At 68.9% G+C, this 13,963-nt stretch carries 13 protein-coding genes; 10 read left to right on the forward strand and 3 right to left on the reverse strand.

What is annotated here, in order from left to right; all coding sequences use genetic code 11:
- Positions 1 to 97: 97 nt before the first annotated feature.
- From N8A90_RS22075 to N8A90_RS22090, 4 genes are read left to right on the forward strand one after another with little or no spacing between them, the layout of a single operon-like run.
- A complete protein-coding gene (locus N8A90_RS22075; protein ID WP_262077367.1) occupies positions 98 to 778 on the forward strand; it encodes a DUF3348 domain-containing protein in 681 nt (226 codons plus the stop codon).
- Positions 779 to 784: 6 nt separating this feature from the next.
- Complete coding sequence (locus tag N8A90_RS22080) at positions 785 to 2,872, forward strand: DUF802 domain-containing protein (RefSeq protein WP_262077369.1); 2,088 nt, start codon at positions 785 to 787, stop codon at positions 2,870 to 2,872.
- Complete coding sequence (locus tag N8A90_RS22085; protein ID WP_262077452.1) at positions 2,872 to 3,534, forward strand: OmpA family protein; 663 nt, start codon at positions 2,872 to 2,874, stop codon at positions 3,532 to 3,534. Before N8A90_RS22080 ends, N8A90_RS22085 begins: the two co-directional genes overlap by 1 nt.
- Entirely contained in the window at positions 3,527 to 4,135 is a 609-nt protein-coding gene (locus N8A90_RS22090) for a DUF2894 domain-containing protein (RefSeq protein ID WP_262077371.1), read from the forward strand. Before N8A90_RS22085 ends, N8A90_RS22090 begins: the two co-directional genes overlap by 8 nt.
- 18 nt (positions 4,136 to 4,153) lie before the next feature.
- Here N8A90_RS22090 and N8A90_RS22095 read toward each other — a convergent pair whose 3' ends face one another.
- Genes N8A90_RS22095 through N8A90_RS22105 form a run of 3 tightly spaced genes read right to left on the reverse strand, consistent with a single transcriptional unit; the run spans position 4,154 to position 6,863 of the window.
- Positions 4,154 to 5,338: an acetyl-CoA C-acyltransferase family protein gene (locus N8A90_RS22095; protein WP_262077374.1), complete on the reverse strand. Its 1,185-nt coding sequence runs from the start codon at positions 5,336 to 5,338 to the stop codon at positions 4,154 to 4,156.
- A 32-nt stretch (positions 5,339 to 5,370) separates the two neighbouring features.
- Entirely contained in the window at positions 5,371 to 6,156 is a 786-nt protein-coding gene (locus tag N8A90_RS22100) for an enoyl-CoA hydratase/isomerase family protein (RefSeq protein WP_262077375.1), read from the reverse strand.
- Positions 6,153 to 6,863, reverse strand: a complete 711-nt coding sequence (locus tag N8A90_RS22105) for a TetR/AcrR family transcriptional regulator (protein WP_262077453.1) — start codon at positions 6,861 to 6,863, stop codon at positions 6,153 to 6,155. The genes N8A90_RS22100 and N8A90_RS22105 overlap by 4 nt, the downstream gene beginning before the upstream one ends.
- Before the next feature lie 156 nt (positions 6,864 to 7,019).
- Here N8A90_RS22105 and N8A90_RS22110 point away from each other — a divergent pair, with 156 nt between their 5' ends.
- The 6 genes from N8A90_RS22110 (at position 7,020) to N8A90_RS22135 (ending at position 13,947) form a co-directional block, all read left to right on the forward strand.
- Entirely contained in the window at positions 7,020 to 7,880 is an 861-nt protein-coding gene (locus tag N8A90_RS22110; protein WP_262077376.1) for an ABC transporter ATP-binding protein, read from the forward strand.
- Complete coding sequence (locus N8A90_RS22115; protein ID WP_262077377.1) at positions 7,877 to 8,758, forward strand: branched-chain amino acid ABC transporter permease; 882 nt, start codon at positions 7,877 to 7,879, stop codon at positions 8,756 to 8,758. The genes N8A90_RS22110 and N8A90_RS22115 overlap by 4 nt, the downstream gene beginning before the upstream one ends.
- A gap of 303 nt (positions 8,759 to 9,061) precedes the next feature.
- A complete protein-coding gene (locus tag N8A90_RS22120; protein WP_262077378.1) occupies positions 9,062 to 10,099 on the forward strand; it encodes a branched-chain amino acid ABC transporter permease in 1,038 nt (345 codons plus the stop codon).
- A gap of 14 nt (positions 10,100 to 10,113) precedes the next feature.
- A complete protein-coding gene (locus N8A90_RS22125) occupies positions 10,114 to 11,298 on the forward strand; it encodes an ABC transporter substrate-binding protein (protein ID WP_262077379.1) in 1,185 nt (394 codons plus the stop codon).
- A gap of 4 nt (positions 11,299 to 11,302) precedes the next feature.
- Positions 11,303 to 12,130, forward strand: a complete 828-nt coding sequence (locus N8A90_RS22130; protein WP_262077380.1) for an ABC transporter ATP-binding protein — start codon at positions 11,303 to 11,305, stop codon at positions 12,128 to 12,130.
- Entirely contained in the window at positions 12,127 to 13,947 is a 1,821-nt protein-coding gene (locus N8A90_RS22135; RefSeq protein WP_262077381.1) for an AMP-dependent synthetase/ligase, read from the forward strand. The genes N8A90_RS22130 and N8A90_RS22135 overlap by 4 nt, the downstream gene beginning before the upstream one ends.
- Positions 13,948 to 13,963: the final 16 nt, after the last annotated feature.

Genomic DNA, 13,963 nt, shown 5'->3' on the forward strand with positions numbered 1-13,963 from the left:
AGCGCGGCCCCGGCGCCCACCGACGGAATGCTCGACCAAACGTTACCGGCGCGGCGGGGGTCGCGGTGTAGACTGCCGGGTTTTTTGAAGCTCGCGTATGGTGCAAGTCCCCCGGCGTACTGCCTTCGCCGATTCGGCGCTGGTTCGCCTGCTCGCGCGCTGGAACGAGGCCGAGGTGCGCCCCCCTACGGCCTCGACGGCCGAACGCCTGAGCCAGTGGCTGGCGTGGACCGACGCGATCGCCCTGTCGACGGTGCTGAACGCGCCGGCTGCACGCGCCAAGGCCGCCGGCACGCCCGACGACGAGTGCGCCCGGGTGCGCGACGGCCTGGCCCGGACGATCCGCGAGGACAGCCTCTATGCGAGCGTGGACGAGACCGCCGTGGGAACGATCGACTTCGCGCCCTACCGCCTGCGCTATCTGGCGCGGCAGCAGGCGATGGAGGCCGGCGTCGGCCCGCTGCGCGCCAAGCTCCGTGGCGCACTGGCGGCGCGCTCCGCGGAGATGGCCAAGCTCGCCACGGTCGACGCCGTGATGGAGCAGGCGCTGGAAGCGCGCGAGCACAGCCTGCTGGCGACCGTGCCCGCGCTGCTCGAGAAGCGCTTCAAGCGCCTGCGCCAGGCAGCAACGCCAGCGCCAGACGCATCGGAGACCGACGCCGCGCCGCTGGCCTGGCTGCCGGTCTTTCACCAGGACATCCGCGATCTGCTGCTCGCGGAACTGGACTTTCGATTTCAACCGGTCGACGGGCTGCTCGAAGCCCTGCGATCGCACTAGGTGTTCATGAACAGATTCCTTCAGCCCCTCGTCTTCGCCGCCGGCCTCGCGGCCATCTGCTGGGTCGGCGTCGGCTACATCGGCCACCATCCGCTGGCGCTGGCCGTCACGCTGCTGATCGCCGCCTTCTACGGCGTCGGCGCGCTCGAATTGCGCCGCTACCACCGCGCCACCCTCGGCCTGAACGACGCGCTGCTGGGCCTGAACGAAGCACCCGAGCGCCTCGGCCCATGGCTCGACCGGCTCGACGCCTCGCTGCAGAACGCGGTGCGCCTGCGCATCGAGGGCGAACGTGTCGGCCTGCCCGGCCCGTCGCTCACGCCCTATCTGGCCGGCCTGCTGGTGTTGCTGGGCATGCTCGGCACCTTCCTGGGCATGGTGGTCACGCTCAACGGCACCGGCGCCGCGCTGCAGGGCGCGACCGACCTGCCCTCGATCCGCGATTCGCTCGCCGCGCCTGTCAAGGGCCTGGGCCTGGCTTTCGGCACCTCGGTGGCCGGCGTGGCCGCCTCGGCGATGCTCGGCCTGCTGTCGGCCCTGTGCCGCCGCGCACGCCTGCAGGCGGGGCAGTTGCTCGACACGCGCATCGCGACCACGCTGCGCCCCTTCTCGCTGGCGCACCAGCGCGAAGCCTCGTTCCAGCTGCTCGAACGCCAAGCCCAGGGCATGCCCGAACTGGTGGCGCAACTGAGCGCCATGACCGCCGCGATGGAACGCCAGAGCGAAGCGCTGAGCGAACGGCTGCTCGCCGGGCAGGACCGCTTCCACACCGAAGCCGGCGGCGCCTACGCCGGCCTGGCCGCCTCGGTCGACCGCGCGCTGAAAGACAGCCTGGTCGAAAGCGCCCGCCTGGCCGGCGCCACCATCCGCCCGGTGGTCGAGGAAGCGATGGCCGGCATCGCGCGCGAGACCACCGCGCTGCACGGCGCCGTGGCGCAGACGGTGCAGCAGCAGCTCGACGGCGTGTCGGCCTGTTTCGACGCGGCCACCGGCGAGGTGACCGGCACCTGGCAGGCGGCACTGACCGATCACCGCCAGACCAACGCGGCGATGGCCGCCGACCTGCGCCGGACGCTCGATGGCTTCAGCGAGGCTTTTGCTGAACGCGCGGCCGCGCTGGTCGACGGCGTCTCGATGCGCCTCGACGACACCGTCGGCACTGTGTCGACCCATTGGAGCGGCGCGCTCGCGCAGCACGAGCGCACCAGCGCGCAGCTGGCCGCCGACACGCAGCAGGCGCTGACGCGCGCCGCCGACAGCTTCGTGCAGCAGGCGGCCGGCCTGCTGCAAAGCGTCGACCAGGCGCATGCCGGACTGCAGACCGAGATCGCCTCGCGCGACGCACAGCGGCTGGCCGCGTGGACCCAGGCGCTGGAGGCCATGGCTGCCGCGCTGCGCCAGGAATGGCAGCAGGCCGGCGAACACACGGTGCGCGAACAACGGCAGCTCGGCGAGACGCTGACGCTGGCGGTGCGCGAGATGTCCGAGCGCACCGAGGCCCAGGCCACGCACACCATCACGGAAGTTACCGGCCTGCTGCAGGCTGCATCCGAAGCGCCACGCGCCGCCGCCGAAGTGGTGGCCGAGCTGCGCACCCGCCTGTCGGACAGCATGGCGCGCGACAACACGATGCTGGAGGAGCGCGCCCGCATCCTCGACACGCTGGGCACCCTGCTCGACGCGGTCAACCACGCGTCCACCGAACAGCGCGCCGCCATCGACACGCTGGTCGCGTCGTCGGCCGACCTGCTGGAACGCGTCGGCAGCCGCTTCACCGACCAGATCGGCGAACAGGCCGACAAGCTCGCCACCGTGGGCGCGCAGATCACCGGCAGCGCGGTCGAAGTGGCCAGCCTGGGCGAGGCCTTTGGCTTCGCCGTGGAGCGCTTCGGCGCGTCGAACGACAAGCTGGTGGCGCACCTGCAGCGCATCGAAGGCGCGCTGGGCAAGTCCATCACACGCAGCGACGAGCAGCTGGCCTACTACGTGGCGCAGGCGCGCGAGGTGATCGACCTGAGCATCATGTCGCAGAAGCAGATCGTCGAAGACCTGCAGCAGATCGCCGCACGGCAGACGGCGGGCAGCGACGCATGATGCGCGACGACATCGACGAGGCCGACGGCGCGAGCGTGGCGCAGACGGTGCCCGTCTGGGCCGTCTTCGGCGACCTGATGGCCGGGATGGTCGGCGCCTTCGTGCTGATCCTCGTCTATGCCATCGGCATGCAGCTCGACCTGGCCAGCAAGCTCGAAGCCGAGGTGCAGCAGCGGCAGGTCGAGGCGAAGCGGCGCCAGGCGCTGGAAGAAGCCCTGGCCGGCCCGCTCGCGGCCGGCCGCGTGACCATCGCCAACGGGCGCATCGGCATCAGCGGCAGCGTGCTGTTCGCCTTCAACTCCGCCGACCTGCAGCCCGAAGGCCGTCAGGTGCTCAAGAGCCTCGCTGCCCCGCTGGCCCGCTACCTGCGGGAACGCAATGAGATCCTGATGGTGAGCGGCTTCACCGACGACCGGCAGATGCGCGGCAACGCCCGCCTCTTCGCCGACAACTGGGAGCTGTCGGCGCAGCGCGCCTTGACAGTGACCCGCGCGCTGATCGAGGAAGGCATGCCCGCCTCATCGGTGTTCGCCGCGGCCTTCGGCTCGGAGCAGGCGGTGGCGTCGAACGCCGATGCCGAAGGGCGCGCGAAGAACCGCCGGGTCGAGATGGCGCCGACGCCGAAGCCGTCGAACGACATCGTCGCGAAGCCCCGTGGCTGACAGCGCGTCCACGGTCACCGAAACGATCGACGCCTGGCGCGCGCGCGGCGCGGATCGGCTCGACCCGGTGCGCTTGCGTTTCATCGAAGCGCTGGCGCAGCGTGCGACGGCGCACGAGGGCGAGGCGCGACGCCTGCTCGACGAGCGGCTGACGCATCTGCTGGCCGTGTACGAGGCTGATCTGGCGAAGACCGCCGAGGCGAAGAAAAAGACGCCGCCTGCGACGCCCGCGGCGAGCGGGCTGGCGGAACTGCTGGCGCACGTCGCCGAACGGACGGGCGCCGCCGAAGGCAACGCACCGTCAGGCGCCTCGGACCTCAAGTCGCTGCGCTACTTCCGCAGCACCTGGTCGCGCCTGAGCGCCGACCGCCGACTGAACCAGTCGCAGGCCAAGGTGCCGGAGAACGCCGGGCCGCTCAACTCGCAGCACCTGGTGCACCGCGCGATCACGCTGATGCGCGACGCGTCACCCGACTACCTCAACCGCCTGATGTCGTACATCGACACGCTGTCGTGGATCGAGCAGGCGAATGCGAGCGCACCGCCGCCCGCAGCGGCCCGGCCCGAGGGCCGCAAGACCGCGCGCAGCAAGGGCGCCTGAGCGCGCGTCGCGGCGCGCTCAGACCCGCTCGAAGATCGCGGCGATGCCCTGCCCGCCGCCGATGCACATCGTCACCAGCGCGTAGCGCCCACCCGTGCGGTGCAGTTCGGCGATCGCCTTCGTCGTGATGATCGCGCCGGTCGCACCCACCGGGTGGCCCAGCGAAATGCCCGAGCCGTTGGGGTTCACCTTGGCCGGGTCGAAGCCCAGTTCCTGGATCACCGCGCAGGCCTGCGCCGCGAAGGCCTCGTTCGACTCGATCACGTCGAGGTCGCCCACCTTGAGCCCGGTGCGCTCCAGCACCTTGCGCGTGGCCGGCACCGGGCCGATGCCCATGTACGCCGGCTCGACGCCCGCGTGCGCATAGCCCACCAGGCGTGCCATCGGCTTGAGGCCCAGCGCCTTCACGCGGTCGCCGTTCGCCAGCACCACGGCGCCGGCGCCGTCGTTGATGCCCGAGGCGTTGCCGGCGGTGACCAGGCCGTCCTTCTTGAAGGCCGGCTTCATCTTCGACAGCGATTCGACCGTGGTGTCGGCGCGCACGTGTTCGTCGGTGTCGAACAGCACGATGCCCTTGCGCGTCTTCACCTCGACCGCAACGATCTGTTCCTTGAAGCGGCCGGCCGCGATGGCGGCGGCGGCACGCTGCTGGCTCACGACAGCGAGTTCATCCTGCATCTCGCGCGAGATCTTGTAGCGCGCCGCCACGTTCTCGGCGGTGATGCCCATGTGCATCTTCTCCCACGGGTCGTGCAGGATGCCGAGCATGTAGTCGACCAGCACCGCGTCGCCCATGCGCATGCCGTAGCGCGCCGAGGTGTCGAAGTAGGGGCCGCGGCTCATCGATTCGGAGCCGCCGCCGATGGCGATGTCGCAGTCGCCCAGCGCGATGGCCTGCGCCGCCGACACGATGGCCTGCAGGCCGGAGCCGCACAGGCGGTTGACGTTGAAGGCCGGCGTCTCGATCGGGCAGCCCGCGTCGATGGCGGCCACACGGCTGAGGTAGGCGTCCTTCACGTCGGTGGGGATCACGTTGCCCATCACCACATGGCCGACGGCGTCGGGCGCGACGCCGCTGCGCGCGAGGGCGGCCTTGACCGCGGTGGTGGCCAGTTGGGTGTTGGGCACGTCCTTCAGCGCGCCGCCGAAAGTGCCGATGGCGGTGCGGGCGGTGCCAACGACGAAGATGTCCTGGATGCTCATGGTTCTCTCCTCAAAGTGGAAAACGGGAAGGCCTAACGGCCGGTGAAGGCGGGCGTCTTCTTCGCGAAGAAGGCGTCGATGCCAAGGCGGAAATCATCGGTCACGGCGCACGCGCGGAAGGCCGCCGATTCGGCGTCGAGCTGGCCGGGCAGATCGCGCTCGAACGACGTGCGCATCAGCCGGCGCAACCGGCCGAGCGCCACCGTCGGCCCCTGGGCGAGGCGCTGCGCGAAAGCCATCGACTCGCGCTCGAGCTCGGCGGCCGGCAGCACGCGGTTGACCAGGCCCATGCGCTCGGCGGTGGCGGCATCGAACATCTCGCCCAGCATCGCGATTTCGAGCGCGCGGCGCAAGCCCACCAGCCGCGGCAGCGCCCACGAGGCGCCGACGTCGCAGCTGGTGCCGATGTTCACGTAGGCCAGGTTGAAGCGCGTGCCCTCGGCCGCCAGCACGAAGTCGGCCTGCAGCATCAGGCTGAGGCCGGCGCCGGCCGCCACGCCGTGCACCTGCGCGACGAGCGGCGCGTCCATGCCGGCGAGCACCGTCAGCGCCTCGTGCAGCGGACCGATCAGGTCGGCCGCGCCCTGCAGCGGGTCGGCCTGCAACACGGCCAGGTCGCCGCCGGCCATGAAGCCCTTGCCGGCGCCGCTGAGCAGCACGGCGCGCACGCTCTTATCCGCGGCGAGTTCGCGCGCAGTGGCCAGGAAGGCCCTCGCCATCGGTACATCGATGGCGTTCAGCGCACCGGGCCGGTTGAAGCGCAGCGTGGCGACGTCGCCATCGCGGCCGACGAGGAGCGAGGGCTCGGAGGGGGTCATGCTTTTCCTTTCTTGCGAGGCGCCTTGGTCACCTTGGCCGAGGCGGCCTTCTTCCTGCGCGTCGCCACGGGACGCTGCAGCACGCCGTTGAGCAGCAGGTCGATGCCCTGGTCGGCGATCTCTTCGGGCGAAAGATGGCCGTCGCTGCGGTACCAGCGGCCGACCCAGCTCAGCGCGCCGGCGAGCATGAAGGCCGCCATCTTCGGGTCGCACGGCGCGAGCGAACCTTCGGCCACGCCGTCGGCGATGAGGCGGCGGAACTGCAGGTCGATGCCGGCCTTGAGCCGGCGCAGCTCGGTCTTCAGCGGCTCGGGCAGCGGGTCCTCCCCGATGCGGATCACGCACATGCCGAAGTCCTGCGTGACCACACCGGTGTAGATGCGCATGCAGGCCTTGAGCTGCTCGATGGCGCTGCCGCCGGCGGCGCGAACCGCCTCGATGCCGTCGTGCATCAGGTCGAGCGCGGTGCGCACGCATTCGAGCAGGATCTGGTCCTTGCTCTCGACGTAGTAGTAGAGCGTGGGCTTGCTCACGTTGAGCCGCTCGGCGATGTCGTCGAGCGAGGTGGCGTGGAAGCCGCGTTCGTTGAAGAGCTGCGCCGCGGTCTGCAGCACCGCGTTGCGCTTGACCTCGCGCTGCTGCGCGCGGGTGCTGGCCGGCTCCCACGGCGATGCGGGGGCGGCGGTGCGAAGGGCGGAAGTGGCCATGGCGAGCAAGGTGGGCACGGGAAAGTCCGGATGCCGCGGCCTGCGGCGAACGGTGACATTACCGGCGAGTAGGAATTCTACGGACAAGTAGATTTTCCTGCTGGTCACGCAAACCCTAGCCCTCTTTCACGCACGCAAGCGCCAAGCTCCGCCACCATGTCCGCACCGTCCGCCGGCCCCGCCCCCACCTCTGCATCGCCGGTGCTGCAGGTCGAGGCGTTGACGCTGGCCTTCGGCGGCGTGAAGGCGCTCACCGGCGTGGGCTTCGGCGTGCAGCCTGGGTCCATCACCGCGGTGATCGGCCCCAACGGCGCGGGCAAGACCTCTCTCTTCAACACCATCTCCGGCTTCTACCGCCCTGCCGCCGGTCGCGTGGTGTTCGAGGGCGGCGACATCACCCGCATGCCGCCGCCGCAACGCGCCAGGCTGGGCCTGGCGCGCAGCTTCCAGAACATCGCGCTTTTCCGCGGCATGACGGTGCTCGACAACATCAAGCTGGGCCGCCATGCGCACCTGAAGACCAACGTCTTCGATGCCCTGCTGTACGTCGGCCGCGCGCGCCGCGAAGAGGCCGAATTGCGCCGAGACGTGGAGGAACGCATCATCGACTTCCTCGAGATCGACCACATCCGCCACGCCCCGGTCGCCGCCCTGCCCTACGGGCTGCAGAAGCGCGTCGAGATGGCGCGCGCGCTCGCCATGCAGCCCAAGGTGCTGATGCTCGACGAGCCGGTCGCGGGCATGAACCGCGAAGAGACCGAGGACATGGCGCGCTTCATCCTCGACGTGCGCGACGAATGGGGCGTGACGGTGCTGATGGTCGAGCACGACATGGGCATGGTGATGGACCTGTCGGACCATGTCGTGGTGCTGAACTTCGGCCAGGTCATCGCGCAGGGCGCGCCGACGCAGGTGCAGGCCGACCCCGAGGTCATCCGTGCCTATCTCGGCGCCGGTGACGTGGGCGACCTGCGCCGCAAGCTGCGCGGTGACCCCGTGGCGAGCGAGGCCGCATGATCGACTGGCCCTACCTCTTCGAGATCAGCCTGACCGGCGTCGCCAGCGGTGGTCTCTACGCCTTGGCCGCACTGGCCTTCGTGCTGGTCTACAAGGCGACGCGCGTGGTGAACATCGCCATCGGCGAGATGCTGATGGTCGGCGCCTACCTGTTCTTCACCTTTGCAGCCAGCTTCGCGCTGCCGATCTGGATGGCGGTGATCGGCGCAGTCATCGGCACCGGGCTGCTGGGCGCCATCGTCGAGCGCACGATGATCCGGCCGCTGCTGGGCGAACCGCCGATCTCGGTGTTCATGGTGACGGTGGGGCTCGCGTCGATCCTGGTTGGTCTGGTGGAGATCATCTGGACCGCCGACCAGCGGCGCCTGCCCGAGTTCCTGCCCAAGGCGCCGATCATGGTCGGCGACGCGTTCCTCGCGCCCAAGGTGTTCTACGGCGCGCTGATCGCCGCGGTGCTGATCGGCGCGGTGCTGCTGGTGTTCCGCTTCTGGCGCGGCGGCGTGGCCCTGCGCGCCACGGCGTCGGACCAGGCGGCCGCGTACTCCATGGGCATCAACGTGCCGCGCGTGTTTTCGCTGGCATGGGTCGCGTCCGCGATGATCGCCTCGGTCGCCGGCATCATGGTCGGCGCCATCGGCGGCATCTCGTCGTCGATGGGCGTGTTCGGGCTGTCGGTGCTGGTGGTAGTGATCGTCGGCGGGCTCGACAGCGTGCTGGGCGCACTTGTCGGCGGGATCTTCATCGGGTTGATCGAGGCGCTGGCCGGTGCGTTCCTGGGCGGCGAGTACAAGCTGCTGGCGACCTTCATCGTGCTGGTGCTGGTCTTGATGGTGCGGCCCTATGGGTTGTTCGGCACGCATGAGATCGAGAGGCTGTGAGATGACACGCCTTCAACCTCATTCGGGGAGCGATCACGCCGACGGGGTACCTTGCTCCGCGAATGTCCCCCGCCCTTCGGGCTCCTCCTTTATTTCGCTGCGCAAGGCACCCCATCGACGTGATCGGGACGCGCAGGTAGTGCTCGACGGTTGCCCACCTCGAACGTGTCCACGTGTGCAGGGTATCGGGTGCTCCCCGCAGCGAAATAAAGGAGGAGCCGAAGGCGGGGGACATTCGCGGAGGGGAGTACCCGGTGGCCTGCACACGCGTCACGGACTAGAACGTGAACAGAGAGGCACCCCATGCGTATAGGCACCCTCAAAGAAAGCTACACCGCCGACGCCGCGCTGTTCGACTCGCGCACCCAGAAGGTCTGGCTCGCCATCGGCGCCGCGTTGCTGCTGCTCTTCCCCTTCATCGCCAGCGACTACTGGCTCTACCTCGCCTGCCTCGTCGCCATCAACGTGGCGAGCGCGACGGGCCTCAACATCCTCACCGGCTACACCGGCCTGGTCAGCCTCGGCCAGGCCGCCTTCATGGGCCTCGGCGCATACACGGTGGCGATCCTGGAGACGCGCCTCGGCACCCCCTTCCTGCTGAACCTGCTGACCGGCGGTGTGGTCGCGATGCTGGGTGGCCTGGTGGTCGGCATTCCGTCATTGCGCGTGAAAGGCCTGTACCTGGCCATCGCCACCATCGCCGCGTCGTTCATCACGCACTTCCTCTTCGCCAACCTCAAGCTCACCGGCGGCACCAGCGGCCTCTCGCTGCCGCCCGCGACCTTGTTCGGCATGGCGCTCGATACGTCGTTCCGCCTCTACTGGCTGATCGTGCCCGTCATGATCCTGATGGTGCTGGGCGCGGCCAACCTGTTCCGCACCCGCGTGGGCCGCGCCTTCATCGCGATCCGTGACCGCGACATCTCAGCCGAGGTGCTGGGCATCCCGCTGCTGCGCTACAAGCTGCTGTCCTTCGGCCTCTCGTCCTTCTACGCCGGCGTGGCGGGTGGGCTGTGGGCCTACTTCTTCCGTGTGGTCACGCCGGAGAGCTTTCCGCTGCTGATGTCGATCTTCTTCCTCGCCGCAATCATCGTCGGCGGCATGGGCTCGATCCTCGGCGGCATTTTCGGTGCGGTGTTCATGACCATGGTGCCCGAGCTGCTCAAGCTCATCGTTGACGTCCTGCCGGGCGGCACCGAGATGACGGTGTTCCTGTCACCGGTGCGCACCGTCGTCTTTGGCCTTCTCATTGTCGGATTTCTGGTGTTCGAGCCGCACGGGCTCGCAGAAGTGTGGCGGCGCACGCGCCGCTTCTTTCATCTATGGCCGTTCAGAAACTAGACCAGGAGACAAGCATGAAGAAGACACCCAGGCTCTCGCCCCAACGCCGCGCCCTGCTGCTTGCAGCGGGGCTGGCCTTGGCCGCGCCCTTCGCCCATTCGCAGGCCAACGAAGACATCGTCATCGGCGGCTCGATCCCGATGACCGGCGTATTCGCCTTCGCGGGCATCGGCATCAACGCCGGCATGGCCGACTACGTGAAGATCGTGAACGACGCCGGCGGCATCAAGGGCCGCAAGCTTCGCTACGTGCCGGAGGACACCGGCTACAAGGTCGACGTGTCGGTCGCGGCCTTCAAGAAGATCACGAGCCAGAACAAGGTCAACCTCTACTACGGCGACTCGACCGGCTTCTCGAAGACGATCAACCCCGAACTCGACCGCAACGGCCAGATCCTGATGGCCGGCGCGTCCTTCGCGACGGAGCTCAACGACCCGGCCAAGTACCCGAACCAGTTCCTGGTCGGCCCCGACTACACCGAGCAGATCGGCATCCTGCTGCGCCACATCGCGAAGGAAAAGCCGGGCGCCAAGGTGGCCTTCGTGTACTCCGACTCCGAGTTCGGCCGCGACCCGATCGAGGCCAGCGAAGCCGCCGCCAAGAAGCTCGGCCTGTCGGTGCCGATCAAGCTGATGACGCCGCCGGGCAGCGTCGACGTGTCGACCGAGGTCATCAAGCTGCGACGTGCCGCGCCCGACTACACGATCTTCCACGGCTACGTGCTGGCACCGATTCCGGAGTTCGTGCAGCAGGGCAAGCAGATGGGCATGACCAGTAAATGGATGGGCACGTTCTGGACCATGGACAGCTCGACCGTGATGAAGATGGGCGAAGGCGCCGACGGCTTCATGGGCGTGATGCCCTACCGCTACTACTACGACACCTCGGCCAAGTCGCCGATGCTCGAGAAGATCCGCGCGATGCGCCCCGAGTACCAGAGCACGGCCTACACGCAGGGATTCCTCACCGCGATGCTCTTCACCGAGGCCGCCAAACGGACGCTCGATGCCGGCAAGCCGCTGGACGGCAAGAACCTGAAGGCTGCGCTCAACACCATCAAGGATTTCGACACCGGCGGCCTGATCGGCACGCCGATCACCATCAGCGGCAACTCGATCCCGGTGGGCCGCGTCTACAAGGCCGACATGAAGGCGCAGAAGATGGTGCCCGCGTCCGACTGGATCAACCTGAGCAAGTAGGCCGATGGAAGCAGGCGCGGTCATGGCGGGCGAGATCGTCCTCGGTGTGAACAACATCGAAGTCGTCTACAACAAGGTGGTGCAGGTGCTGCGCGGCCTGTCGCTGGCCGTGCCGCGCGGCGAGATCGTCGCGCTGCTGGGCAGCAACGGCGCGGGCAAGTCGACCACGCTGAAGGCGATCTCGGGCCTGCTCGCGCTGGAAGACGGCGAGGTCGAGGCCGGCCGCATCGAGTTCAACGGGCGCAGCACGGCCGACCGGCTGCCGCAGCAGCTGGTGCGCGACGGGCTCAGCCATGTGATGGAAGGCCGCCGCGTTTTCGAGGACCTGACGATCGAGGAGAACCTGGTCGCCGCGACCTACGCGCTGACCGGCCGCAAGGATGCCAGGCCCGACTTCGACGCGGTGTACAGCTACTTCCCCCGCCTGCACGAGCGCCGCAAGGGCCTGGCCGGCTATCTCTCCGGTGGCGAGCAGCAGATGCTGGCCATCGGCCGCGCGCTGGTCGCGCAGCCGCAACTCATCCTGCTCGACGAACCCTCGCTGGGCCTCTCGCCCAAGCTGGTCGAGGACATCTTCACCATCATCGCGCGCATCAATGCGGAGCGCGGCGTGTCGATGCTGCTGGTGGAACAGAACGCGACCGTCGCGCTGGCCGTGGCGCATCGCGGCTACATCATGGAGAACGGCAAGATCGTGATCGACGGCAGCGCGGAGCGGCTCGCGTCGGACCCCGACGTGCGGGAGTTCTACCTGGGCGTGGGCGGCAGCGGCGAGGCGCGCAGCTTCAAGGCCATCAAGCACTACAAGCGGCGCAAGCGGTGGCTGTCATGAACGTCACCCTCCCCGATCTCACCCTGCCGCAGATGCTGCGCGAGCAGGCGCGGCGCACGCCCGCCAAGGTCGCGATCCGGCAAAAGGACTTCGGCATCTGGAAGCCGCTGAGCTGGCAGGCCTATGCCGATCGCGCGATGCACGTCGGGCTCGGCCTGCGCGCGATCGGGCTCGCGGCCGGCGGCCATGTCGGCGTGCTGTCGGAGAACCGCACCGAGTGGGTCCTGGCGCAGATGGGCACCGGCCTGGTCGGTGGCGTGACCGTCGGCGTCTACCCGACCAGCCCGGCGAGCGAAGTCGCGTACGTGGTCGGCCATGCTGACATCGAAGTGATCGTGTGCGAAGACCAGGAGCAAACCGACAAGGTGATCGAGTCGCTCGACGGGCTGCCGCGCCTGCGCCGCATCGTCGTGATCGAGACCAAGGGCCTGCGCAACCTGGCGCCGGCGCATCGCGACAAGGTGACGACCTTCGCCGAGGTCGAGCGGCTCGGTGCCGCGTCGGCCGTGCAAGGCGGCGGTGCGCTGGTCGACGCGGCGCTCGCCGCGCAGACGCTCGACGACATCGGGCTGATGATCTACACCTCGGGGTCGACCGGCAAGCCCAAGGGCGCGATGCTGTCGTACCGCAACATCCGCGGCGTGGTGCCGGGCATCGTCGACCGGCTCGGCCTCGACGCCGACACCACGCACCTGTCGTACCTGCCGCTGTGCCACGTGGCCGAGCAGATGCTGACGGCCTTCGTACCGGTGTACCTCGGCTCGCAGGTGAATTTCGGCGAATCGATCCGCACCGTGCAGGAAGACCTGCGCGAGGTCGCGCCCAGCATCTTCCTCGGTGTGCCGCGCATCTGGGAGAAGCTGCACGCGTCGATCAGCATCAAGCTGCAGGAGACCGGCCGCCTGCAGCGCGCGCTGTTCGACGGCGCCTGGAAGCGCTGCGAGACACTTGCCGCCCGGCCGCGCGCGGAATGGTCACTGACCGACCGCATCGCGCACGCTGCGAGCTACTGGCTGGTGCTGCGCGCGCTGCAGAACTTCATCGGCCTGCGCCGCGTGAAGGTCGCGCTGACCGGCGCGGCGCCGATTCCGCCGGACGTGGTGCGCTTCTTTCGCACGCTGGGCGTGCCGCTGGTCGAGGTGTACGGCTTGACCGAATCGAGCGGCATGGTCACCGGCCACCGGCCCGTCGATGTGGTGGTCGGCACCGTCGGCCCGCCGACGCTGGGCGTGGAACATCGCGTGGCCGACAACGGCGAGCTGCTGCTGCGCGGCGACATGGTCTTCGCCGGCTACTACAAGAACGACGAGGCCACGACGCAATCGATCCGCGACGGCTGGCTGCACACCGGCGACGTGGTGCGGCAGGAGCCGAACGGCCACCTGCGCATCGTCGACCGGCTCAAGGACATCATGATCACCGCCGGCGGCAAGAACCTCACGCCCTCGGAGATCGAGAACACCATGAAGGGCAGCCCCTACATCAAGGAATGCGTGATCGTGGCCGAGGGCCGCAAGTTCGTCGGCGCGCTGATCCAGATCGACTACGAGACGGTCGGCAAGTGGGCCGAGGCGCAGCGCATTCCCTTCACGAACTTCCGCTCGCTCACCGAGCATGCCGACGTGCTGAAGCTGATCGGCGACGAGGTGGTGCGAGGCAACGGCAGGCTGGCGCAGGTGTCGCACATCCGCCGCTTCCACCTGCTCGCCAAGGAACTGGACCACGACGACGGCGACGTCACCGCGACCATGAAGGTGCGGCGCTCGGCCATCTACAGGAGCTACGCGGCCGAGATCGAGCGGCTCTACGTCGGCTGATCAGGCCGGCCGCGGG

It is taken from the genome of Variovorax sp. N23 (assembly GCF_025486315.1).
In the GTDB taxonomy this organism is placed as follows: Bacteria; Pseudomonadota; Gammaproteobacteria; order Burkholderiales; family Burkholderiaceae_C; genus Variovorax.

Excerpts from the sequence above, each read along its gene's own strand:
- N8A90_RS22115 (WP_262077377.1), top strand. The coding sequence starts at position 7,877 with ATGATCGACTGGCCCTACCTCTTCGAGATCAGCCTGACCGGCGTCGCC.
- N8A90_RS22110 (WP_262077376.1), top strand. The coding sequence starts at position 7,020 with ATGTCCGCACCGTCCGCCGGCCCCGCCCCCACCTCTGCATCGCCGGTG.
- N8A90_RS22120 (WP_262077378.1), top strand. The coding sequence starts at position 9,062 with ATGCGTATAGGCACCCTCAAAGAAAGCTACACCGCCGACGCCGCGCTG.
- N8A90_RS22100 (WP_262077375.1), bottom strand. The coding sequence starts at position 6,156 with ATGACCCCCTCCGAGCCCTCGCTCCTCGTCGGCCGCGATGGCGACGTC.
- N8A90_RS22135 (WP_262077381.1), top strand. The coding sequence starts at position 12,127 with ATGAACGTCACCCTCCCCGATCTCACCCTGCCGCAGATGCTGCGCGAG.
- N8A90_RS22095 (WP_262077374.1), bottom strand. The coding sequence starts at position 5,338 with ATGAGCATCCAGGACATCTTCGTCGTTGGCACCGCCCGCACCGCCATC.
- N8A90_RS22085 (WP_262077452.1), top strand. The coding sequence starts at position 2,872 with ATGCGCGACGACATCGACGAGGCCGACGGCGCGAGCGTGGCGCAGACG.
- N8A90_RS22125 (WP_262077379.1), top strand. The coding sequence starts at position 10,114 with ATGAAGAAGACACCCAGGCTCTCGCCCCAACGCCGCGCCCTGCTGCTT.
- N8A90_RS22130 (WP_262077380.1), top strand. The coding sequence starts at position 11,303 with ATGGAAGCAGGCGCGGTCATGGCGGGCGAGATCGTCCTCGGTGTGAAC.
- N8A90_RS22080 (WP_262077369.1), top strand. The coding sequence starts at position 785 with ATGAACAGATTCCTTCAGCCCCTCGTCTTCGCCGCCGGCCTCGCGGCC.
- N8A90_RS22105 (WP_262077453.1), bottom strand. The coding sequence starts at position 6,863 with ATGGCCACTTCCGCCCTTCGCACCGCCGCCCCCGCATCGCCGTGGGAG.
- N8A90_RS22075 (WP_262077367.1), top strand. The coding sequence starts at position 98 with ATGGTGCAAGTCCCCCGGCGTACTGCCTTCGCCGATTCGGCGCTGGTT.